Consider the following 22,770-nt stretch of genomic DNA (forward strand, 5'->3'; position numbering starts at 1 on the left):
GGCAAAAGGTGCGAGGCCGCAAAGGCTTGCTCATGTCTCTTTTAGGGATTTTTCAATGAGCTAGCCGCATTCATGCATGACATTCATAAGTCATTTCTGCCTGACGGTGCTTATCTTGCAGCCAGGGCGGTATTAAATAGAGGTCAACGGCCGATGAACAGGCCGTGAGACTAGAAATTCCAATCTGTAAGACCGTTATGATCCTTGCCCGGCTGGATGTGATGCAGTCGCCGTAATAAATGGCTGGTACCGTCCGGCTCGCGGACAAATGGCAGGAATGACCCGAGAGGAAAGACAATCATGATTTTGCAAGAAACCTATACTCTGTCGAACGATGTCAAGATCCCAAAGCTCGCACTTGGCACATGGATGATCGAGGATGGCGAAGTGGCTGAAGCAGTCAAAACCGCTGTCAAACTGGGCTATCGCCACATTGATACCGCGCAGGCCTATGCCAACGAACGTGGCGTTGGAGAAGGTATCCGTGAGTGTGGGGTTGCCCGCGACGAGCTCTTTTTGACAACCAAGCTGGATGCATCCCATAAGAACTATGCTGATGCAAAGGCCGCCATTGATGGGTCGCTGAAGACATTGGGCTTGGATTATATCGACCTGATGATCATTCACAGCCCGCAGCCTTGGGGTGATTTTGCCGGTGAAGACCGCTATTTCGAAGGCAACCTGGAAGCATGGCGTGCTCTGGAAGAAGCCTATGAAGCTGGCAAGATTCGCGCTATTGGCGTTTCCAACTTCGAGAAAGCTGATCTGGACAACCTGCTTGATAACGCCAAGATCAAGCCGATGATCAACCAGGTGCTGGCGCATGTATCCAACACCCCGTTTGATCTGATCGACTATACACAGAGCAAGGGTATTCAGGTCGAAGCCTATTCCCCTGTGGCGCATGGCAAGATTCTGGACAACGAAAAAATCGGCGAAATGGCCGAGAAATATGGCGTCAGCATTCCGCAGCTCTGCATTCGCTACTGCCTGGAACTGGGCCTTCTGCCTCTGCCGAAAACCGCAAATCCGGACCATATGAAGTCCAACGCTGATGTGAATTTCGAGATTTCCGCAGACGACATGGAAATCCTGAAAAACATCGAGCGCATCAAGGACTATGGCGACGCCAGCATGTTCCCGGTCTTTGGCGGCAAAATGTAAGCCAACGGCTTTCTAACAGATCAATAAAGGGGCGCTTGCGCCCCTTTATTTTTGGCAACTTGCGCAGAAGAAGGTAGAGCGACCACTCTGGGTGATCCGTTCGATTGTGCCACCACAGCCTTCTTTGGTGCAAGCATCGCCCTCCCGGTCATAGGCCTTGAAGCGATGCTGGAAATAGCCAAGGCTGCCGTCCGCTCGTGTGTGATCGCGCAAGGTGGAGCCGCCGGCTGCGATAGCTTCGGCGATGGTTGCGCGGATCTCCTCGGTCAGTAATGCAAGCTTTGCCGAAGGCCTTCCCGTTTTGGTGACGAGTGTTCCCGCACTCCGCCGGGGATCGAGGCCGGAGCGGAACAGCGCTTCGCATACATAGATATTGCCCAGTCCGGCAATGATATGTTGATCGAGCAACGCCGATTTTAACGGCGTCTTCTTGCCGGCAAATTTCTCTGCCAGATAATCAGCGCTCAAGGCATTGCCCACCGGCTCCACCCCCAACTTGGCAAAATAGGGATGTTCGGCCAGCGTCACACGGGCGATGAGATCAAAGAAGCCGAAGCGACGCGGATCATTATAGAGGATCGACGTGCCAGAAGAGAGATGCAACACCACATGATCATGCTGGGGCCGTTTGCCCCGGGCAAGATGAAAGCTTTCCTCGGCGATGAGATGCTGTTCTTCCTCACTGACCACGCGGAAAGATCCGGACATACCCAGATGCATGACCAACACCATGCCATCATCCAGATCGGCCAGCAGATACTTGGCACGCCGTCCCAGCCCCACGACCTGACGACCGGCAAGGCGGTCAGCCAATTGGTCCGGAAAAGGGAATCTGAGATTTTTACGGCGCACTTCGGCCCGCTCGATTGTGGCATTCTCGAGCACCGGCTGCAGGCCGAGCCGTACGGTTTCCACCTCTGGCAATTCTGGCATAACGCTATCTCACATAAGATCCTTGAGCGCCTCGATGCAGGCGTCAAGATCGGCTTCATTATTGTAATAATGTGGCGAAATGCGCAGCATGACGGGTAAATTTCTGCGCTCGGCATCCAGCAAAGAGCTGCCCGGGCGCGTCATGCCAATGGCGATGCCATGATTGCGCAGGCTCTCAACGGCATGTTGGGGCTCGAGACCATCAATGGTGAAGCTGATGATGGCGCATTTCTCAGCTCCCAGATCCATGATGCTGCAACCGGGCAGAAGGGCCAGCTTTGTGCGCAGGGAATCAGCCAACCACCAAGCCCTTTGCTGGATCGCTTCGAGGCCGATGTCCATGGCATAGTCGCAGGCTACCTTGAGCCCTGCACGCAAGGCGTAGCTGTTTTCCCATGTTTCGAATCGGCGGGCATCGTCTCGAACGGCATAGCGGCTGCTGTCGACCAGGGGCGCGGAGAAATGATCAAGGACGGCTGGTTCCAGACTTTCCAGCCATTTTTCCCGAATATAGAGGAATCCGGTGCCGCGCGGACCGCGCAGAAATTTTCGTCCTGTGGCGGAAAGGAAGTCGCAATTGAGCACCTCGACATCCACCGGCATCTGCCCCACGGCCTGACAGGCATCCAGCAAATAGGGCACACCGTGCTTTTTGGCGATTTCCCCAACGGCGGCAGCCGGATTCACCAGACCGCCATTGGTTGGCACCCAAGTGATGGTGATCAATGCCGTTTTCTCGCAAATCAGCTTCTCAAGGGCCACCAGATCCAGCGCCCCGGATTCGTCATTGGGAACGATGTCGATTTCGATCCCGTCCTTTTTCTGGCGATGCAGATAGGCAACATAATTGGCCGCATATTCGGCCTGACAGGTGATGATGCGATCTCCGGCCCCAAGCGGGAGAGCATAAAAGGCCTGACACCATGCAGCTGTCGCATTCTCCATGATGGCGATCTCGTGGGGTTTTGCACCGATCAGACGCGCAACCGAGTTGTATGTCGCATCCAGCATGGCTGTCTCATGGGCGTGGGCTTCATAACCGCCAATTCTGGTTTCAAGATCAAGATAGGCCATCACCGCATCGACAACCGGCTGCGGAGCGAGTGCCGAGCCGCAGGCCATCAGGTGAATGCCATGGGTGAGTCCCGGCGTTTCCTTGCGTATTTTCTCAATATCCATGGAAGGCCCCCAAGAAGAGACAAAAGGAAAAGTCACCCTATCAATGGAACGAAAGCAACGCAAGAAAAGCCGTTTGGAAACATGGTATTTGAGAAAAAGATGGGCTATTGTCCGGCGGAAAAGAAATGACAATCGCTCCCCGACAGGGTCGAGCGCAGGACGTGGATCATGGCGGCACAAAACAAAGAACGCACGGAAAAAGTCACGGAAATGGCCACTTCTTTCGGCTTCGAGCAAGTGGGCGAGGGAGAGAAGCAGACGCGGGTCGACGAGGTCTTCCACCATGTTGCCGATCGCTATGATGTAATGAACGACCTGATGAGTGGGGGAATGCACCGGCTCTGGAAGGATGCCTTTGTTGCGTGGCTCAATCCGCCGCAGGGTGGGCGGGTTCCCTTTAAGCTGCTTGATGTGGCCGGTGGCACGGGGGATATTTCTTTCCGCGTCGTCGAGCGTTCGCGCAAGAATGCCCACTGCACAGTGTTTGATATCAATGGTTCCATGCTTGGCGTGGGCAAGGATCGGGCCAAGGAAAATGGTCTCATCAGCAATCTCGAATTTGTTGAAGGCAACGCAGAAGAGCTGCCTTTCGAGGATAACAGCTTTGACGCCTATACCATCGCCTATGGCATCCGCAATGTGCCACGCATCGACAAGGCACTCAGCGAAGCGTATCGCGTGTTGAAGCGGGGGGGCCGCTTCATGTGTCTTGAATTTTCCAACGTCGACATGCCGCTGCTCGACAAGGCCTATGATCTATTCTCTTTCAACGCCATTCCCGCCATCGGCGATGCCGTCACGGGCGACAGGGAAGGCTATGAGTATTTTGTCCAGTCGATCCGCAAGTTCCCCAATAAGGAACGCTTCAAGATGATGGTCGAGGATGCCGAATTCCAGCAGGTGAGCTATCGGAACCTGTCTGGTGGCATCACCGCCATGCATTCGGGCTGGAAGCTTTAAGGATCGGAAAAGACAATTATGATTGGTGCGTCATCTGCTCTGCTTCGCCTTGTGCATACGGGCTATATTCTGGCTCGTGAAGGTGTCTTTTCTATCGTCGAGCCACCCGCAGACCTGCCGACAGCCCCCCGCGTTGCCTTGGCCTTTCTCAAGCTGTTCGAGCGTAAAAATGCCTCTGCCCGCAACAAGGGCGAACGCCTGAGTGCTGCACTCAACCGGCTGGGGCCATCCTATGTTAAGATGGGCCAGTTTCTGGCAACCCGTCCCGATCTGGTCGGGCCTGAACTGGCCGAGGCGCTGACCACATTGCAAGACCGTGTGCCTGCCTTCAGTATGCAGGAAGCGCGCAAAGCGGTTGAAGATGCCTTGGGCAAACCGGTTGAAGCACTGTTTGAAAGCTTCTCAGAACCCATTGCCGCCGCCTCCATTGCGCAGGTGCACAAGGCCTCCTTCGTGGATGCCAGCGGCGAGCGACAGGATGTGGCCGTCAAGATCCTGCGACCGAAGATCGCCCAGCGATTTCAGGATGATCTGGCGGGCTTCTATCTGGCAGCCCGTCTGATCGAAGCCGTGCATGCACCGTCCCGTCGCCTGAAGCCGGTTGGTGTGGTGGACACGCTGGCCCAATCCATCCGTCTGGAAATGGATTTCCGCCTTGAAGCGGCAGCCATGAGCGAAATGGGTGAAAATTGCGCTGAAGATGATGATTTCCGCGTGCCGACCATCTATTGGGCCAAGTCGGAAAAGTCCGTCATGACCATGGAATGGATTGATGGAATCAAGCTCAATGATCTGGAAGCGCTAAAGGCCTCCGGCCATGATCTGAGTGCGCTCGGGCGCACTGTGATCCAGTCTTTCCTGCGTCATGCCCTGCGGGACGGCTTTTTCCATGCAGACATGCATCCGGGCAATCTGTTCCTTGGCAGCGATGGCAAGCTGGTGGCTGTCGACTTCGGCATCATGGGGCGGCTTGGCATGAAGGAACAGCGCTTTCTTGCCGAAATTCTCTATGGCTTCATCAAACGCGATTATCGCCGTGTCTCCTTGGTGCATTTCGAAGCAGGCTATGTGCCTTCCACGCAGGATGTCGATACCTTCGCGCAGGCCCTGCGGTCCATCGGTGAGCCGATCCATGGGCGCGATTCTGCAGAGATTTCCATGGCTGGCTTGCTGCAACAGCTGTTTGAATTCACCGAGCTGTTCGGCATGGCAACCCGCACCGAATTGATCCTTCTGCAAAAGACCATGGTCGTGGCTGAAGGGGTTGCGCGCATGCTCGACGACAGCCTCAATCTCTGGAACACCTCAGAACCGGTGGTCAAAAGCTGGATGGAAAAGAATCTCGGCCCTGTTGCCAAGGCCAAGGAAATGGCCGAAGGCCTGTCGGTGCTGGGCACGCTTTCCGCTCAATTGCCCGAGATGGTGCGTCGTGCCGAACGCCTGTCCAGCAGCTTTGACGAAATGGGCCGTGACGGTCTTCGTCTCGATGCCGAAACGGTTGCCGCTATCGGACAGGCCGAAGCCCGCAAGGGCCGTACAGGGCGTCTCGCGCTCTGGGTGATCGCCATTGCCCTTGCTGCCATAGCCATTCGTATTTGGAGTTAGGATAGGAGAGATCATCATGCTTGAAAACAAGCGCGTCCTGCTCGTCATTTCCGGCGGCATAGCCGCCTTCAAGGCGCTGGATATCATCCGCCTTCTTTTGAAAGAGGGCGCCGGTGTTCAAGTCATCATGACCAAAGCGGCGACCGAATTCGTTGCGCCGCTGACCATCGCCACGCTCACGGGCAAACCGGTGTTGACCGATTTGTTCGACCTGACGCGGGAGAGCGAGATCGGACATATCGAATTGTCCCGCGCCGCAGATCTAGTGGTCGTTGCACCTGCCACCGCCAATCTGATTGCCAAGATGGCCAACGGCATCGCTGATGATCTGCCCAGCACCATGCTGTTGGCAACAGACAAGCCGGTGCTCGTCGCTCCGGCCATGAATGTGCGTATGTGGTACCATCCCGCGACCCAGCGCAATCTTGCCACCTTGCAAGAAGACGGCCAGCATTTTGTCGGTCCGGCAGTGGGCATGATGGCCTGCAATGAAGAAGGCCCCGGTCGCCTTAGCGAGCCGGAAGACATTCTTCTCGCCATAAAGGCGATGCTGGACGACAGCCCCAAACCGCTGGCAGGCAGGCATGTTCTCATCACGGCAGGCCCCACGCATGAACCGATTGATCCGGTGCGCTATATCGCCAATCGCTCTTCGGGCAAACAGGGCTATGCCCTTGCAACTGCCGCGAGGGATGCTGGCGCACGGGTGACCCTCGTTTCGGGCCCTGTGGCGCTTGAGCCGCCAAGGGGTGTGGAAATCATCAGGGTAGAGACTGCACGGGAGATGAAAGCGGCGGTGAGTGCTGCGCTGCCGGCTGATATCGCGATCATGGCAGCTGCGGTCGCCGATTGGCATGTAACCAATCAGGGAGCCGAGAAAATCAAGAAGCAGGCTGATGGTAGCTTTCCTGCGCTGCAGTTCGAGGAAAATCCCGATATTGCCCGCTTTGTCGGCACCCATCCGGACAAAAGGCCCAAGCTCGTTGTCGGCTTTGCCGCCGAAACGCAGGATCTGGAGGCCAACGCAGCCAGGAAGCTCACCAAAAAGGGTGTCGACTGGATCATCGCCAACGATGTATCTCCTCAGACCGGCATCATGGGCGGCGATCATAACATGATCAAGATAATTCGTTCCGATAGCATTGAGGCGTGGCAGGACATGAGCAAGCAGGATGTTGCCAGCCGCCTTATCGCGCGCCTTAGCGAAGCCCTCGAAGAGAGCATCGAAATCTGAGGGCAGCCTGTACCTTGGTCTGGCAATGCCCCTTTGGTCATGCTGTTTAACATAGAGAGACGCACATGAATGATGTGAGATTCAAACGACTGCCGGAAAATCCGGATCTGCCGCTTCCCTCTTATGCGACGCCCGGTGCTGCGGGCATGGACATGCGCGCCTGTTTGCCTGAAGGGCCTGTGACGATCGAGCCGGGTCGGATTGCGCTCATTCCGACCGGATTTGCCGTGGAGCTGCCTTCGGCAACGGAAATGCAGATCAGGCCCCGCTCAGGTTTGGCAACCAAGCATGGTCTTCTCGTGCCCAACAGCCCCGGCACGGTGGATGAAGATTATCGCGGACCCATCAAGATCGCGCTTCTGAACGCAGGGCCGGACGCCTACACCATCAATCATGCAGACCGGATTGCTCAGGCCGTGATCGCCGATGTGCGCCGGCCACGCATCATCGAAGTAACGACGCTGAGCGATACCGAGCGCGGGGCGGGCGGTTTCGGCTCCACCGGCATCAAGGACTAGCCTTTTCGCACCAATAGCGCCGTACTGGATCGGCTTGGCGGAATTGGCGCAGAAAAAAGGCCGGGCGGGGTCCGCTCGGCCACGTATCTCATGCATCCTCTGATGCTTAGGACATGATCAGACCACCATCGATATTTATGGTCTGTCCCGTGATATAGGATGCATCCTCGCTGGCGAGGAAGGCCACGGCATTGGCGATGTCTTTGCCTTCTCCGGCATATTGCATCGGAATGCCCTGTACCCATTCGGCCATCAGCTCGCCCGGGCCATATTCGCCCAGCATGCTACCCCAGACACGGTCATTATAGTCCCACATGTCGGTCTTGATGATACCCGGGCAGATGGCGTTGACATTGATCTTTTCAAGCGCCACTTCCTTGGCAAGGCTCTGGGTTAGGCCCATGACGCCGAATTTGGAGGCTGCGTAATGCGGCGTGTAGATAAAGCCTTCACGCGCCTGACCGGATGCTGTGTTGACCAGCTTGCCGCCCTTGCCATGCTTGCGCATGCGCTTGATGGCTTCCTGACAGGCAAGGAAACAGCCGGTGGTGTTGACGGCTAGCGTCTTGGTCCATTCTTCGTAGGAAACGTCCTCGATCTTGGAGATGTAAATCACGCCGGCATTCTGAATGCCGATATTGATTTCACCGAAGGCTTCTTCGGCGGCATCATAAAGCTTGACGATTTCCTCTGGTTTGGTGACATCACACAAGGCAGGGATCACATTATAGCCTTTGCCGGACAGTTCGGCTGCGGCTTCCTTGACCTGATCTTCAAAGGAAGCGATCACGACATTTGCGCCTTCTTCGGCAAACTTGGTCGCAATTGCGAAACCGATTCCCTTGTTTCCTCCGGTGATCACGGTGGTTTTGCCTTCAAACCGTTTCATTTTATTCTCCCATTGCTTTCTAGCTGCTTGGGCCTGTCTCCTCCAGAAGGCGGCAAGCCGTGAAATTGTCTGTAATCAGAACATCGAGACAACCAGTTTTCAGGGCTCCGTGAATGGCTTCGGTCTTGCTCTCTCCTCCAGCAAGGGCGATGACCCGGTCTACTTTGGCCAGATCCTCAAGGGGCATGCCGATAACGCGTTCATCCAGTGGGGTCTTGATTACTTTTCCGTCACGATCGAAGAAGCGTAGGCTCATATCGCCAACAGCCCCCGCCTCGGTCAGCTCAGCCAACTCGTTGGGGGAGAAAGTGTTGCCGCTTCGAGCCAGCATGGCAGAGGGTTCCGTGGCACCGATCCCGACGATTGCCAACGTGATTTTGTTGAACAACTCCATTGTTTCCCTGACATAGGGATCTCCCAGAAGCACCAGCTTAGCCTCGCGAGACTGGGCAACGCCCGGGGCCGTTAGCAAGCGTGCTTCGGCTCCAGTCAGGCGCGCAAGTCGCGATGTCAACTGGGTTGCGTGTGTCTGCACTGTCGGATCACCCATACCACCCAAGGTCTGCACCACATACTTGGCAAGGCCCGAACGCATGGGGTGGATATTGTCCACCATGCGCAGGATCGTCTCACTCCAGCTGGAAACCCCGATCACTTCGTCCTTTTGAAGGGACACCTCGAGAAAATGCGCAGCCGATTCGCCGATTCTGTCCATGATCGTGCTTTGGCGATCTTCCGACGCTTCCACGACAATGGCTTCAGACAGTCCATATTTCTGGCGCAGCCCGTCTTCCAGTTCCACAAAGGTGCCAGAAGGAGCAACGATTGTTGTTCTTACAATTTCCTCTTCCTGTGCTTTCTTGAGCAATCTTGAAATGGTTGCCTGAGAAATACGCAAATGCTTTGCTATGTCTGCCTGTCTACGGCCTTCCACATGGTATAGCTGAGCTACACGAGCGATAAGCCGCAGTTCGTTTACTCTTGCCAAAGTGGCATCCTCCAATTCAGGGTTGATCGCGCGCGATACTATCCTGAAAGGTTTCAGATTCAAAGAAGCGTTCGTTCAATGGCCACTTGCCATTTGGAAAGCTCTTCCTTGCGTCTGTCACTTGCCATTTTTGGCTGAATTTCCTGCCCATGCTGCCCAAGGGCACTGATAGCATCCAGGTCTGCCCAGAAGCCTGTCGCCAGACCCGCCAGATAGGCCGCTCCCTGCGCCGAGGCCTCGGTGCTTTCGCCCTGAATGACCGAATGATCGATGTAATCGGCGACCATGCCCATGAGGAATGGATTCTGGCTCGGACCGCCGTCCACAAACAGCTTGCCGATGCCATGACCTGAATTGGCCAGAATGATCTTGAAGACATCCTGTACCTGAAAAGCGATGCTTTCTGCTGCGGCGCGTGCCACATGGGCTTTGCCGCTGGCAAAGGAGAGGCCGCACATCAGGCCGCGTGCCGTCGAATTCCAATGGGGTGCTCCCAACCCGACATGGGCCGGAACCAGCACAACGCCTTGGGTATCCTCAACTGTTTGGGCCAGATCGAGCAGTTCCGTGACATCCTTCTGCCCCAAAAGCTCCGCCGTCCAGGGCAGAATGGATGCGCTCACCAATATGTTGCCCTCAAAGGCATAAGTCGGCGTGCCGTTGCGCGCCCATGCGATGGTGGTGGTCACCCCGCGTGGCGGCACGACAAATTCCGGCATCGTGGTCATCACCGATGAGCCCGTGCCAAAGGTTACCTTGCCATCGCCCAAGCCATAGGCGCCATGGCCGAACAGCGCTGCATGCGAATCGCCAATGGCTGAGGCGACCGGAATACCGTCAGGCAATCCGGGCACGCCGGTCGTATGAGTGAATATGTGCGAGGAATCCTGCACTTCGGGCAATACGGCCTTGGGCACGCCGAAGAGCTCGCACAGAGTATCGTCCCAGCAGGTTTCGGAAATGTTGAAAAGTTGGGTTCGTGCCGCATTGGATGCATCGCACTGGTGCAAACTGCCACCGGAAAAATTCCAGATCAGCCAGGAATCGACCGTGCCGATGCAGATCTCTTCCGGTGCTTTGTCCTTGCCGCAATTGTCCAGCAGCCAGCGCACCTTGGTAGCCGGGAAGAGCGGATCGAGCGGCAGGCCGGTGCGTTTGATGACTTCGTCTTCATGACCGGCCGCCTTCAGGCGCTCGCAGGCGTCCGAGGTGCGGCGACATTGCCAAGTGACAACCGGCCCCAGAGCCTTGCCTGTGGTCCGGTCCCAAGCGAGAACCGATTCGCGCTGGTTGGATATGCCAATGGCTTCCAACGCGACGTCCGGACCCGCTGCGAGACAATCGGCAATGGCCTTCAGGGTGCTGGTCCAGATGGTCTCAGCATCCTGTTCAACCCAACCGGACTGGGGATGGTTGATCGGCACAGGGCAGGAGCCCCTGGCAAGAATGTCTCCGGTTTTGGAAACCAGAATTGCCTTGCTGTTTGTCGTGCCTTCGTCAATGGCCAATATTGCCCTTTGCATCGCGTCCTCCTCAGACCCTGCTGCCCGGTTCTCCTCCCGTGCAGGGTCTGTCATCTGAGTCTTGGTTTCCAGAGGGAAACTCAGGCTTTCTTCTTTTTGATCAGCTCTTTGGCACTGGCCGCAAGCCCTTCAGGAGCCATCCCGAATTCATCCAGCAGGAAGCTGGCCGTACCAGTGGGTACAAAAATGCCGGGAACGCCGAGCCGTGTCATGGGAACTGGCACAGTCTCCACAACTACTTCGGCAACCGAGCTGCCCAATCCGCCAAAGATGGTGTGTTCTTCGCACGTCAGGATCGCGCCGGTCTCGCTAGCTGCTGCAATAATGGCGTCGCGATCAATGGGGCGAACGGTCGCCATATTGAGAACGCGAGCGGAAATGCCCTCGGCTGCCAGCAATTCGGCCGCTTTCACGGCGCGCACCGAAAGAATGCCATTGGCAATCAGCGTCACATCGCTACCCTCTTTGAGGGTGACGGCCTTGCCGAGCTCGAACTTGTAGTCGGCAGGGAGCAGATCTGGCACACCTTCCCGAGAAAGGCGCAGGAAGATCGGCCCCGTGGTTTCGGCGGCATAGGCAACCGCTGCTGCGGTTTCAATCGAATCACATGGGGCAACGATCGGCACATTGGGGATGGCACGGACCCACGCGAAATCTTCGGTGGAGTGGTGTGTCGGGCCAAGGGGGCCATAAGCCATGCCTGAGCTGATGCCGACCAGCTTCACATTGGTATTGGAATAGGCCACATCCGCCTTGATCTGCTCAAGGGCCCGTCCGGTCAGGAAGCAGGCCGCGCCGCAAACAAACGGAATCTTGCCGCCATTGGCCAGACCGGCGCCAACGCCGATCATATTCTGTTCGGCGATTCCGACATTGACCAGACGCTCTGGATATTTGTCCTTGAAGCCATTCAGCTTGGAAGACCCGACAGAATCGTTGCAAACGGCGACAATTTCCTGATTGGTCGCAGCCATGCCTTCAAGGGTCTGGGTGAAGGCATCTCGGCAGTCGTGGAGTTTTGCTTCTGACAAATTGCTCATGATACGGCCTCCTCCAGCTCGGCCATGGCCTGTTTATATTGGTCTGCGTCAGGAACCTTGTGGTGCCAGGCCACATTGTCGGACATGAAGGAAATGCCGTTGCCCTTGTTCGTGTGAGCGACGATGCATCTCGGTTTGCCCGGAACCACCTTGCTGGCGTCCAGCGCGGCGCAGATTTCTTCCATGTCATTGCCGTTGATTTCCTCGACAGCCCAGCCAAAGGCTTCAAGCTTGGGAGGAAGAGGGGCAATATTGTTCGTGTCTGCAAGACGAGCGCCCTGTTGCAGGCGGTTGTGGTCGATAATGAGGGTCAGATTGTCCAGTCCGAACTGGGCTGCGGCCATAATGGCTTCCCAGTTACTGCCTTCCTGCATTTCGCCGTCGCCGGTGATCACCACCGTGCGCCATGTATCCCCGCTGAGCTTGGCCGCTTTTGCCATGCCAACTGCGATTGGCAAGCCATGCCCCAGAGGGCCGGTGTTGGTTTCAACGCCCGGAACCTTGTTGCGGTTGGGGTGGCCATTGAGGCGTGAATGCGGCTTCAGGAAAGTGGAAATCTCTTCTGGATCGATAAATCCCCGTTTTGAGAGCGTGACATAGAGGGCAAGTGCAGCATGGCCCTTGCTGAGAATGAATCTGTCCCGTTTGGGATCGGTCGGGTTCTTTGGATCTACATTCAGAATGCGGAAATAGAGAGCTGTGAGGAGATCCGTTACCGACATTTCACCGCCGATATGCCCCGCGCCCGCTTCAAAGACAGCCCGCAGATCTCGCTGACGAATGTCATTGGCCATCTTTTTCAGTTCTAAGATATCCATGATTGGCTCCCTGAATAAATATTCTATAATAAATTAAAATGCATTTCAGAATCTGTGTCAAGAATTTTGTTTGGGATGATTGTGCTAAACTTTAGACTAAATAACGATTATCTCTTGTGTTTCTCGTGTTTTTCATTGACATTGAATCTGTGATCAGCTATGAAATTATTATCAACACTGAATATTTATGCAGTTTAAGGAAAATGGGAGGAATTGCTGTCATGATTTCAGTAGCACGGGGGCGTACATCCTCACCGTCTGTCTCAAGCCTGTTTTCTTTAGGTGGGGCAACTGGACCTCTTATCGGACTTCTATTGCTTTGCGCCTTTCTCAGCTTTGCGACGGATTCCTTCTTCACAGCGCGCAATCTTCTGAACGTTCTCGACCAGATCACGGTGCTCGGGATCATGGCCGTGGGCATGACCTTTGTCATTCTTATTGGCGGTATCGATCTGTCCGTTGGTTCAATTCTGGCTCTGTCCATGATGGTCATGGGCTATCTATCCAATGAATTGGGCATGGCGCTGCCATTGGCAATTGTTATTGCCCTGTTTGCGTCAGCCGCAGCCGGAGCAGTGACTGGGTTGCTGATTACGGAATTCAGCGTTCCAGCCTTCATTTCCACGCTTGCCATGATGTCGGTCGCGCGCGGTCTGGCCAATATGATTACAGATGGTCAGCAGATCGTCGGTTTTCCGGGCTGGTTCAACCTGCTGGCAATCATTCGCCATGGCGGCTTTCTGACCGTGACTGTCGGCTTGATGCTGATTGTCTTTGCCGCCGGATGGATTTTCCTGCGCAACACCACGGGCGGTCGCTGCCTTTATGCAATCGGTGGCAATCAGGAAGTGGCGCGTCTGGCCGGTATCAATGTGCGTCTATCCACCATCCTCGTCTACATCACTTCGGCGGTTCTTTCCGGTCTCGCAGGTATCGTACTGGCCGCAAGGCTTGACTCGGTTCAGCCAAGCTCGGGTGTTTCCTACGAGCTGGATACGATTGCTGCCGTGGTTATCGGCGGCGCCAGCCTCAGCGGTGGTACCGGCGGCATAGCCGGAACGGTGATCGGTGTGCTGGTGATTGGTGTCTTGCGCAACGGCCTCAATCTGCTGGGGGTCTCTCCCTTCACGCAGCAGGTGGTTATCGGGGTCGTGATTGCTTTGGCAGTGGCTGCCGAAGTGCTCAAGAAAAAGAAGGGATAGGAATTTGGCATCGTGCCAAAAATGGTGGTGAGCACGGGCCACCACCAGCCGGCGCAAGCCGGAAAATTCCAGACACGTTGTTGTTGGAGGCAGTGTCTGGGTCTTAACGGAGGAGAAATATCACATGAAACTCAAACATTCCCTGTTTGCAGCCGCTGCTATTGTAGCAACCGCTCTGACACCAGTAAGTAGTTCTGCAGCAGAACTTCAAAAGCTCGGTCTCGCAGTCGCCAACCTTCAGGCCAACTTCTTCAACCAAATTAAGATGTCGGTTGAAGCCTATTCCAAAGAAAAAGGCCTTGAACTCATCATCGTTGACGCCAAGGGCGATAGCGCAACCCAGGTTAGCCAGGTTCAGGATCTGCTCACGCAGGATATCCAGGCCTTGATTTATGTTCCCGCAGGTGCCGCAGCCGCTGCTGTGCCAACCCGTCTGGCTCATGCTCAGGGTGTTCCCGTCATCAACATTGACCGTAACCCTGAAGGCGCACCGGGCGACACCTTCATCGCTTCCGATTCGGTCGCTTCTGCCAAGGAAATCTGCAACTATGCCTTCGAGCAGGTTGGCGGAAAAGGCACCATGCTGATCGTGCATGGCCAGAAAGGCACCACCCCTGAAGTAGATCGCACCAAAGGCTGCATGGAAGCCAAGGAAAAGTTCCCGGATATCACCATTGCTTCTGAGCAATATAGCCAGATGTGGTCACAGGACGAAGGCTTCCAGATCACCCAGAACATGCTGCAGGCTCATTCTGACGCAACCATCGTTTGGGGACAGGCAGACGCTCTGGCCCTTGGTGCAGCACAGGCTGTGAAAGTTGCCAACCTGCCGCAGGATATTTTCGTCTTCGGCTTTGACGGTGATACCGCAGCGCTTGAAGCTCTGCGTGACGGCGTTTTCGATGCAACCAGCACCCAGCGCACCCAGTATTTCGGTCGTCTGGCCGTGGATAGCGCCATCAAGCTTGTCGCTGGTGAAGAAGTTCCGAAACTGCAGCTGCTGCCGGCAACTCTGACCACAAAGGACAATGTTGGCCCGTTCATCGAAAATCATCCTTGATCGGATCTGACGTCTGATTGTTCGATAATGGCTGGATAAGGGAGGGCCCGAAATGGCTGAGGTCAAATCTCCAATTCTTTCTCTTCGTCAAATCAAGAAGAGTTATGGACCGTTGCAGATTCTTCATGGCATCGATCTTGATATTCATGAAGGAGAAGTGGTTGCGCTGTTGGGAGAAAACGGAGCCGGTAAATCAACGGTGTCCAACATCATCTGCGGAACCATCCGGCCAAGTTCGGGCTCAATGACATGGCGAGGCGCGGAATACGCGCCCGCCAACCCTCGCGAGGCAATCGATTCCGGGCTGGGTCTGATCCATCAGGAGCTAAGATTGCTCCCCCATCTCACGATTGCAGAAAATGTCTTTGTGGGGCGCTGGCCTAAATCCCGCGGTCAGATTGACCGCAAGGCCATGGAGCGCAAGGCGCAAGAACAGCTGGAACGGCTGGGTCTTGATCTGCCTGCGAACCGCAAGGTCGAGGGGCTTTCCACGGCCAATCAGCAGTTGGTGGAAATTGCCAAGGCGCTCACCCTCAATGCAAGATTGCTCATTCTGGATGAACCGACAGCAGCCCTCGGCGATGCCGAGACGGAATTGCTGTTCAAGCAAATCGATCGCCTTCGGGCCGATGGCGTCGGTATCATCTATATTTCGCACCGCCTGGAAGAGATCCGGCGCATCGCTGACCGCATTGTGGTCATGCGCGACGGCGCCAAGGTGCAGGAATTCGACAAGGGCGATGTACCCGTCCGCACCATTGTTGAAAGTATGGTGGGCCGCGAACTGGGTCGCATGTTCCCGCACTTCCCGCCGGTTGGTGACGACGTGACCTTTGAGGTCAAGGATCTCACATCGGCGCTGGATGCGTTCCATGATGTCAGCTTCAAGGTGCATAAAGGCGAAGTGTTCGGCATTGCCGGGCTGGTCGGGGCAGGGCGCACCGAACTGGTTCGCGCCATCACTGGGGCCGACCCGATTTCCGCCGGCAGCATTTATCTCGATGGCAAGGATGTCACGCCGCGCAGTCCGGGCCAATCCATTCGCAATGGCATTGTGCTGGTACCAGAAGATCGCAAGTTGCAGGGATTGGTGCTGGAACACAGCATCTCAGAAAATATCGGCTACGCCAACATGAAGGCCGTTGCGCCCAAAAAATGGGTGAGCAAGAAGGCTATCGATAGTTTTGCAGCGGCCAATATCCATCGCTTCGGAGTGAAGGGGCAGGGACATCAGAATGCCGATGAAATGTCTGGCGGCAACCAGCAGAAGGTGGTGTTGGCCAAATGGCTGGCGACCGATCCGAAAGTGGTTGTTCTGGATGAGCCGACCCGTGGCATTGATGTTGGGGCCCGTTCGTCCATCTATGACATCATTGTCGAGCTGTCAGCAAAAGGGATCTGCGTGATCGTTGTCAGTTCCGACCTTGAAGAAGTGCTGGGTGTTTCCAACCGGATTCTGGTGATGGCCGAAGGCAGACAAGCCGGAATTCTGGATCGCGCAAATGCAAATGACGTGTCAGTGATGGAACTGGCTACCAGCTAGCTCGTCTGGCAGAGAATTTCCTCGTTCGTATATGGGAGAAAGATATGTCCGAATTTAACTTCAATGCGCCAGCAATGTTTAATCTGGGCGGGCGTGTGGCTCTGGTAACCGGCGCTGGCAGTGGCATTGGACAGCATATTGCCATTGGTCTGGCCCAGTGTGGCGCAGATGTTGCGTGCCTGGACCGCCGTGAAGATGATGGCCTTGCCAAGACGCTTGATGCCATCACGGCGGTTGGTAAAAAGGCAATCGCCATCACCGCTGATGTGACCAACAAGGACTCCCTTGTCGAGGCTGTTGCCAAAACGGAAGCCGAGCTTGGAGATCTGGCCATCGCGGTTAACTCCGCTGGTATCGCCAACGCCAATCCGGCGGAGGAAATGAGCGAAGAGCAGTTCCAGACCCTGATGGACATCAACCTCAAGGGGGTCTTCCTCTCCTGTCAGGCTGAAGCCAACGCAATGCTCAAGCATGGCAAGGGCGCCATCGTCAACATCGCCTCCATGTCTGGTGTAATCGTCAACCGCGGCCTGATGCAGGTGCATTACAATTCCTCCAAGGCTGGCGTCATTCATCTGACCAAGAGCATGGCAATGGAATGGGTTGATGGGGGCCTGCGTGTGAATGCCATCAGCCCGGGTTACACGGCAACGCCAATGAACACGCGCCCCGAAATGGTGCACCAGACCAAGGAATTTGAAGACCAGACGCCGATGCATCGTATGGCCAGCGTGGAAGAAATGGTTGGTCCAACCATCTTTCTTGCCAGTGATGCTGCCTCCTACTGCACGGGTGTGAACCTGCTGGTGGATGGTGGCTTCTGCTGCTGGTGAGTGGCGAAAAAGAGAATTCCGGAACGCTAAGTCCGGATGAGGATTGACTGGCACCTCCCTTGCAATCCTTTCTTGCCTAAGTACCTTCTCCTTCAGCAAGAATAGCTCCAGTCAATTCAAGTGCCTGCTTGTAAAAGCAGGCACTTTTTTATTCGATGCAACGATGCCTTTCATGCCGCACCCATAGACAGGAAAGACCGCTTCATAGAATAATTTTGCCACAACGCCTGTCCAATATGGGGCTTGGGGTAGTCTGTTTCGTTGCATATTTGAACCGTAGCGAAATTTTTCTATTCTATCGCACAAGTTGGTACAGGATTTCTCGTAGTCCCCCATCGAATTACCTACATTGTGGTCAAGAGATTTAATGCTAGGGATGAACGATCCATACGCTTGCCCCGATCCCGATCAGGGATCTTGCAGGGAAAGAGCGTGCATGACGTTCTAAATGCGAGGAACAAAAATGGCCCACACTCCGAAAACCACTGAAGGCCGCGGCCGGATCTATGATTCCATCATCGACACCATCGGCAACACACCACTGGTGCGGTTCGACAAGATTGCTGCCAAGCATGGCGTCAAGGCAAACCTGATCGGCAAGCTAGAATTCTTCAACCCGCTTGCAAGCGTCAAGGATCGCATCGGCGTCAATATGATTGAAGCCATGGAAGACGATGGCAAGATCGAGCCGGGCAAAACCACCCTGATCGAGCCGACATCCGGTAATACCGGCATTGCACTTGCTTTCACGGCAGCTGCCAAGGGCTATCGCCTCATTCTGGTCATGCCGGAAACCATGTCCATCGAGCGCCGCAAGATGTTTGCCTATCTGGGTGCCGAGCTGGAGCTGACCGAAGGACCCAAAGGCATGAAGGGTGCGATTGCGCGCGCAGAAGAGCTGGTCAATGAAATTGACAATGCCATCATTCCGCAGCAGTTCCAGAATGCCGCCAACCCTGAAATTCATCGCAGCACCACCGCCGTAGAAATCTGGAATGACACCAACGGGGAAGTGGACGCGCTAGTCTCCGGCGTGGGCACCGGCGGCACCATCACCGGTGTCGGCTCTGAGCTCAAGGCTCGCAAGTCAGATCTGAAGGTGGTGGCGGTTGAACCTTCAGACAGTCCGGTTCTCTCTGGTGGCAAACCCGGGCCACACAAGATTCAGGGCATCGGCGCGGGCTTTGTGCCTGATGTTCTGGACACCAGCCTCATTGATGAAATCATTCAGGTTTCCAATGAAGATGCTTTTGCCTTTTCGCGTGAATTGGCCCGCACAGAAGGTGTGCCAGTTGGCATTTCATCCGGTGCCGCATTGGCTGCAGCTATCGAATTGGGCAAACGGGATGAATTTGCCGGTAAAAATATCGTCATTATCATTCCAAGCTTTGCCGAGCGTTATCTGTCCACTGCCTTGTTTGATGGAATTGGAGAATAAGAAAACCGAAAATTGTTCCAATTCCGAAACATTTTCTGAGTGCATTGGCCGTGGTGGGATCATATTTCCCCACCACGGCTTTTTACTATCTGTGATATGGTTCATGCATCTTTTTGAATCGCAATTGATTTGCATGAGGGACCGTGTACTTCTGCTTCTTTTGTCCGTAGAGCGAGCACAGTCCCTGCAATTAAAATGGAGATGGCGCTTCTGTCTGGAACGACAGGAAAGCCGCCCGTAAAGACCCGAACAGAATGGTGATGGAATGACCCGATTTTCGAACTGTCTCGCCCTATCGCTGCTTGCAGCGTCTGCCGCAGCACTGGCCGGACCGGTGATGGCAGGAGACGCAGCCGAATTTCGGTCCCATGGTTTCTCAGATGATGAGCGGGGCCGCTATTTTGCCTTTGAGGAATTTGGCGTGGAGAATGGCCCCCACTATCCTTATTCCAATATCTATATCGTTGATCTGGCGACGGATAAGTGGGTGCCAGATACGCCGGTGCGCGTGCGTTTGGAAGAAGAAGGCGAAACTCCGATCGTGGCCCGCGTCAAGGCATTTGAACAAGCCACGCCCATTATGCAGCAATATCAGATTTCCAATTCCGGCGTGGTTCTGGCCGCTTCGCCCGTCAGTGAGGTGGGGGAAAAGGCCATCATGCGTTTCCAGAAGACATCGCAGCCTCTGTTAGGCAACAGTGCGTCTCCCTATACCCTTGAGATCGACACCAAGGATGTAAGGGATCTGAACGGGTGCGAAATGGGTGGCGGCACGGTAACCGGTTTTGCGCTGACTCTGACCACGCCCACAGGCGAGACCCGACAGCTGCATGACGAGACGTCGGCTCCACGCTCGCGCGGCTGTCCGCTCGACTATCACCTCTCGGCTGTCTTTGCGCCAACGCGGATGGAAGCGCAGACCCATGCGGTGGCGCTGGTGGGTGTCTTCAGTCAGACCGATGACGGGCAGGATTTGCGCTATATCGCGGTGCCCTTCTCTTTTTGATCGATCCTCAGGGGAATGAAAGCCACGCCATGCTGAGCAAAGACGAACTGGAACGCTACGCCCGTCACATTCTGCTGAGGGATGTGGGCGGTCCGGGCCAACAAAAGCTGAAGGCAGCCAAGGTGCTAGTCGTCGGGGCAGGAGGGCTTGGCTCGCCTCTTCTGGCCTATCTGGCTGCGGCGGGTGTTGGAACTCTTGGCATCGTGGATGATGACACAGTGGCCCTCTCCAATCTGCAAAGGCAGATCATTCATGATAGTGAAGCGGTTGGCACGTTGAAGGTGGAGAGCGCAGAAACCAGCCTTGCGCGCATCAATCCTCATGTGATGGTGCAGCCTCATGCCATGCGTCTTGACGAGGCAAACGGCAAGGCACTGCTGCAGTCCTACGACCTGGTGGTCGATGGCACAGACAATTTTGATACCCGCTATCTGGTGGCAGAGCTATGTGAAGAGGCCTGCAAGCCTCTGATCACGGGTGCGGTGGGCATGTTTGACGGATCTATCACCACGCTGAAACCCTATGAGACGGATGCGCAAGGTCGCCTCAACCCACGTTATCAAGATCTGTTCCCGAACCGGCCTGCGCCGGGCTCCATTCCCGCCTGTGCCGAAGCGGGCATTCTTGGCGCTCTGACTGGCGTCATCGGCTCCATGATGGCGCTTGAGATCATCAAGGAGATTGTGGGCCTTGGGGAAGGGCTCGTTGGCCGCCTCATCCTGTATGATGCGCGGGCGAGCCGCTTTGAAACCATCCGCTATCGGCGCCGTAAGGAGTGATAAGGCTTGGTCCTCACACCATGGATGGCAACACTCTGTCCGGTGGCCTGTGCCCATCAATGAAGGCCTTGATATTGATGATCACCTTCTCCCCCATATCCATACGGCCCTCTTCCGTGGCCGACCCCATATGAGGCATGAGCACCACGCGCTCCGATCTGGCCAGCTTTGGGTTGATCTTAGGCTCATTCTCGAACACATCGAGCCCTGCGCCAGCGATGTCGCCATTCTCGATCAGGCGGGCCAGTGTCTGTTCGTCAATCACCTCGCCGCGTGCTGTATTGACGATATAGGCGTCTTTGTTGACCAGCTTGAGTCGTCGGGCTGAGAGCAGATGATAGGTGGCTGGCGTGTGGGGGCAGTGAATTGATATGACATCCATTCGCGCCAGCATCTGGTCAAGGCTCTCCCAGTAGGTCGCTTCCAGGTCATATTCCACATCTTCTGAGAGGCGCCGCCGATTGTGATAATGGATCTGCATGCCGAAGGCCTTGGCCCGTCGTGCCACGGCTTGCCCGATGCGCCCCATGCCGATGATGCCCAGCCGCTTGCCCCAGACGCGCTTGCCCAACATCCAAGTGGGCGACCAGCCCGGCCAGTCCTTATGTTCTTTCAAATAGAGCATGCCTTCGGCAAAGCGCCTTGGCACAGCTAGAATGAGCGACATGGCCATGTCGGCTGTGTCTTCTGTCAGAACGCCGGGCGTGTTGGTCACGGTGATGTTGCGGGCATTGGCTGACAGGACATCGATATTGTCGATACCATTGCCGAAATTGGCGATCAGCTTGAGATTTTCTCCCGCCTGCGAGAGAAGATGCGCGTCGATGCGGTCTGTAACCGTTGGCACAAGAATGTCAGCATGTTTGACCGCCTCGACCAGTTGCGCCTGACTCATTGGTTTGTCATCTTCCTTCAGACGCGTATCAAACAATTCGCGCATCCGCGTTTCCACAGCAGCTGGGAGTTTGCGGGTAACGACCACAATCGGCTTTTGTCTCGCCATAGGTTTGCCCTATTCCTGCCTCATAGCATCACCCGTTTCCAGCAGCGATATTGGCTAAAACACACAGAGAATTCGGTTTTCTGGTGTTTATCCTTTTCGCTTAAAGAAGCGTATTCAGGTGAATTTCTTCGATTTTCAGCATGCCAACAGCACGCCATTCCGCTTTGTGAAGTCAGGATAGGATCAATTCAGAGTGAATTTGATATCCGTGTCTTCTCAAGGGGCCGTGATAACTTGCAAAAAATCGCAATAAATTCAATCGCAGGCACCCTTTGGAATGCTATAGGGAATGCCCCTGTCATGACCAGTCATCCCATGGTTTGAGATGTGCCGAACTTATGCATGCAGGTCACTCAGGGTTAAAAGATTCTTTATTGCAGTGGTGTAGCTTCGACTCTGTCGAATTGAGGAACGCCAAGTAGGAAAGCAGCGCAGAGGCAAGATGAAAAAGAGACCGTTCATTGCACAATGGATTGCGGCGATATGCTTGATCGCCATCGCTGACCTGCCAGCCCATGCTCAGGGCACCACCATAGGGCCGTCCGGGCTGAAGATTCCCAGGTTTGTCTCTTTGAAGTCTGATCGCGTCAATGTGCGGGGCGGTCCATCCACGGACCATAAGGTGAAATGGGTTTTCCGTCGCGCCGGTCTGCCGGTGGAAATTGTGCATGAGTTTGAAAACTGGCGCCAGATTCGCGATTCCGAAGGGGAAGAAGGCTGGGTCTACCATTCCCTTCTTTCCGGGCGACGCACGGCCCTTATCAGCCCCTGGCAGACTGCAGGCACTTTGGTGGACCTGCTCAGAAACCCGGCCGAAGATGCGCCGGTGGCGGCCAAGGCTCAGGTTGGCGTACAGGTGGATATCACAGAGTGTGAAAGAGGCTGGTGTGAAGTCGCCGTGCAGAGCTACAGCGGTTGGCTGAAGGCGAATCTCCTCTGGGGCGTCTATCCCAATGAAGAGATCAACTGAATTCTCTCACGGGCGTCCATGGCGATCCTGTGGCATCTGCATGAGCAGGTGTCTGTATGAGCATGTGACTGGCAGTTGATTGCCC

Annotated in this window: 21 protein-coding genes; 13 read left to right on the plus strand and 8 right to left on the minus strand. The window is 55.3% G+C overall.

What is annotated here, in order from left to right; genetic code table 11:
- Positions 1-300: 300 nt before the first annotated feature.
- Positions 301-1,164, plus strand: coding sequence for an aldo/keto reductase (locus BM258_RS11745; RefSeq protein ID WP_090072443.1), 864 nt, complete (start codon positions 301-303; stop codon positions 1,162-1,164).
- Positions 1,165-1,209: 45 nt separating this feature from the next.
- On the opposite strand, the gene mutM is transcribed toward BM258_RS11745, so the two are convergent.
- Positions 1,210-2,097 (minus strand): bifunctional DNA-formamidopyrimidine glycosylase/DNA-(apurinic or apyrimidinic site) lyase, encoded by an 888-nt coding sequence (mutM, locus tag BM258_RS11750; protein WP_090072445.1) that lies wholly within the window; start codon positions 2,095-2,097, stop codon positions 1,210-1,212.
- Positions 2,098-2,106: 9 nt separating this feature from the next.
- Positions 2,107-3,276, minus strand: coding sequence for an aminotransferase class V-fold PLP-dependent enzyme (locus BM258_RS11755; protein ID WP_090072447.1), 1,170 nt, complete (start codon positions 3,274-3,276; stop codon positions 2,107-2,109).
- 168 nt (positions 3,277-3,444) lie between these two features.
- Between BM258_RS11755 and ubiE the strand changes: the two genes are divergently transcribed.
- The 4 genes from ubiE (at position 3,445) to dut (ending at position 7,593) form a co-directional block, all read left to right on the plus strand.
- A complete protein-coding gene (gene ubiE / locus BM258_RS11760) occupies positions 3,445-4,236 on the plus strand; it encodes a bifunctional demethylmenaquinone methyltransferase/2-methoxy-6-polyprenyl-1,4-benzoquinol methylase UbiE (RefSeq protein WP_090072449.1) in 792 nt (263 codons plus the stop codon).
- 18 nt (positions 4,237-4,254) lie between these two features.
- Positions 4,255-5,841, plus strand: a complete 1,587-nt coding sequence (gene ubiB / locus BM258_RS11765; protein ID WP_090072451.1) for a 2-polyprenylphenol 6-hydroxylase — start codon at positions 4,255-4,257, stop codon at positions 5,839-5,841.
- A gap of 16 nt (positions 5,842-5,857) precedes the next feature.
- Positions 5,858-7,075, plus strand: coding sequence for a bifunctional phosphopantothenoylcysteine decarboxylase/phosphopantothenate--cysteine ligase CoaBC (gene coaBC, locus BM258_RS11770; protein WP_090072453.1), 1,218 nt, complete (start codon positions 5,858-5,860; stop codon positions 7,073-7,075).
- A 65-nt stretch (positions 7,076-7,140) separates the two neighbouring features.
- Positions 7,141-7,593 (plus strand): dUTP diphosphatase, encoded by a 453-nt coding sequence (dut, locus tag BM258_RS11775; protein ID WP_090072455.1) that lies wholly within the window; start codon positions 7,141-7,143, stop codon positions 7,591-7,593.
- A gap of 106 nt (positions 7,594-7,699) precedes the next feature.
- Here the strand turns inward: dut and BM258_RS11780 are convergent, their stop codons facing one another.
- From BM258_RS11780 to BM258_RS11800, 5 genes are all read right to left on the minus strand, one after another.
- Positions 7,700-8,482, minus strand: a complete 783-nt coding sequence (locus tag BM258_RS11780; protein ID WP_090072457.1) for an SDR family oxidoreductase — start codon at positions 8,480-8,482, stop codon at positions 7,700-7,702.
- A 19-nt stretch (positions 8,483-8,501) separates the two neighbouring features.
- Entirely contained in the window at positions 8,502-9,470 is a 969-nt protein-coding gene (locus BM258_RS11785) for a sugar-binding transcriptional regulator (RefSeq protein ID WP_090072700.1), read from the minus strand.
- Positions 9,471-9,529: 59 nt separating this feature from the next.
- The gene (locus BM258_RS11790; protein WP_090072459.1) at positions 9,530-10,993 is read right to left on the minus strand and encodes an FGGY family carbohydrate kinase; all 1,464 of its coding nucleotides are present in this window, start codon (positions 10,991-10,993) and stop codon (positions 9,530-9,532) included.
- A gap of 80 nt (positions 10,994-11,073) precedes the next feature.
- Entirely contained in the window at positions 11,074-12,033 is a 960-nt protein-coding gene (locus BM258_RS11795) for a transketolase family protein (RefSeq protein ID WP_407062719.1), read from the minus strand.
- Positions 12,030-12,851 carry a transketolase gene (locus tag BM258_RS11800; protein WP_090072463.1) on the minus strand — a complete coding sequence of 274 codons (822 nt, stop codon included), beginning with the start codon at positions 12,849-12,851 and terminating at the stop codon, positions 12,030-12,032. Before BM258_RS11800 ends, BM258_RS11795 begins: the two co-directional genes overlap by 4 nt.
- Before the next feature lie 221 nt (positions 12,852-13,072).
- Between BM258_RS11800 and BM258_RS11805 the strand changes: the two genes are divergently transcribed.
- From BM258_RS11805 to moeB, 7 genes are all read left to right on the plus strand, one after another.
- Entirely contained in the window at positions 13,073-14,053 is a 981-nt protein-coding gene (locus BM258_RS11805; protein WP_090072465.1) for an ABC transporter permease, read from the plus strand.
- Positions 14,054-14,177: 124 nt separating this feature from the next.
- A complete protein-coding gene (locus BM258_RS11810) occupies positions 14,178-15,113 on the plus strand; it encodes a sugar ABC transporter substrate-binding protein (RefSeq protein ID WP_090072467.1) in 936 nt (311 codons plus the stop codon).
- Positions 15,114-15,165: 52 nt separating this feature from the next.
- Positions 15,166-16,656, plus strand: a complete 1,491-nt coding sequence (locus tag BM258_RS11815) for a sugar ABC transporter ATP-binding protein (protein ID WP_090072469.1) — start codon at positions 15,166-15,168, stop codon at positions 16,654-16,656.
- A gap of 44 nt (positions 16,657-16,700) precedes the next feature.
- On the plus strand, positions 16,701-17,489 hold the full coding sequence (locus tag BM258_RS11820) for an SDR family oxidoreductase (protein WP_090072471.1): 789 nt from the start codon (positions 16,701-16,703) through the stop codon (positions 17,487-17,489).
- A gap of 463 nt (positions 17,490-17,952) precedes the next feature.
- Positions 17,953-18,927, plus strand: coding sequence for a cysteine synthase A (gene cysK / locus BM258_RS11825; protein WP_090072473.1), 975 nt, complete (start codon positions 17,953-17,955; stop codon positions 18,925-18,927).
- Between the two features lie 265 nt (positions 18,928-19,192).
- Positions 19,193-19,933 carry a DUF2259 domain-containing protein gene (locus BM258_RS11830; protein WP_090072475.1) on the plus strand — a complete coding sequence of 247 codons (741 nt, stop codon included), beginning with the start codon at positions 19,193-19,195 and terminating at the stop codon, positions 19,931-19,933.
- A gap of 29 nt (positions 19,934-19,962) precedes the next feature.
- Positions 19,963-20,712: a molybdopterin-synthase adenylyltransferase MoeB gene (moeB, locus tag BM258_RS11835; RefSeq protein WP_090072476.1), complete on the plus strand. Its 750-nt coding sequence runs from the start codon at positions 19,963-19,965 to the stop codon at positions 20,710-20,712.
- Positions 20,713-20,725: 13 nt separating this feature from the next.
- Here the strand turns inward: moeB and BM258_RS11840 are convergent, their stop codons facing one another.
- Entirely contained in the window at positions 20,726-21,715 is a 990-nt protein-coding gene (locus BM258_RS11840; RefSeq protein WP_090072478.1) for a 2-hydroxyacid dehydrogenase, read from the minus strand.
- A gap of 442 nt (positions 21,716-22,157) precedes the next feature.
- Here BM258_RS11840 and BM258_RS11845 point away from each other — a divergent pair, with 442 nt between their 5' ends.
- Complete coding sequence (locus BM258_RS11845; RefSeq protein ID WP_090072480.1) at positions 22,158-22,685, plus strand: SH3 domain-containing protein; 528 nt, start codon at positions 22,158-22,160, stop codon at positions 22,683-22,685.
- Positions 22,686-22,770: the final 85 nt, after the last annotated feature.

Origin of the sequence: Cohaesibacter marisflavi, from assembly GCF_900115225.1 — a bacterium.
Taxonomy (GTDB): domain Bacteria; phylum Pseudomonadota; class Alphaproteobacteria; order Rhizobiales; family Cohaesibacteraceae; genus Cohaesibacter; species Cohaesibacter marisflavi.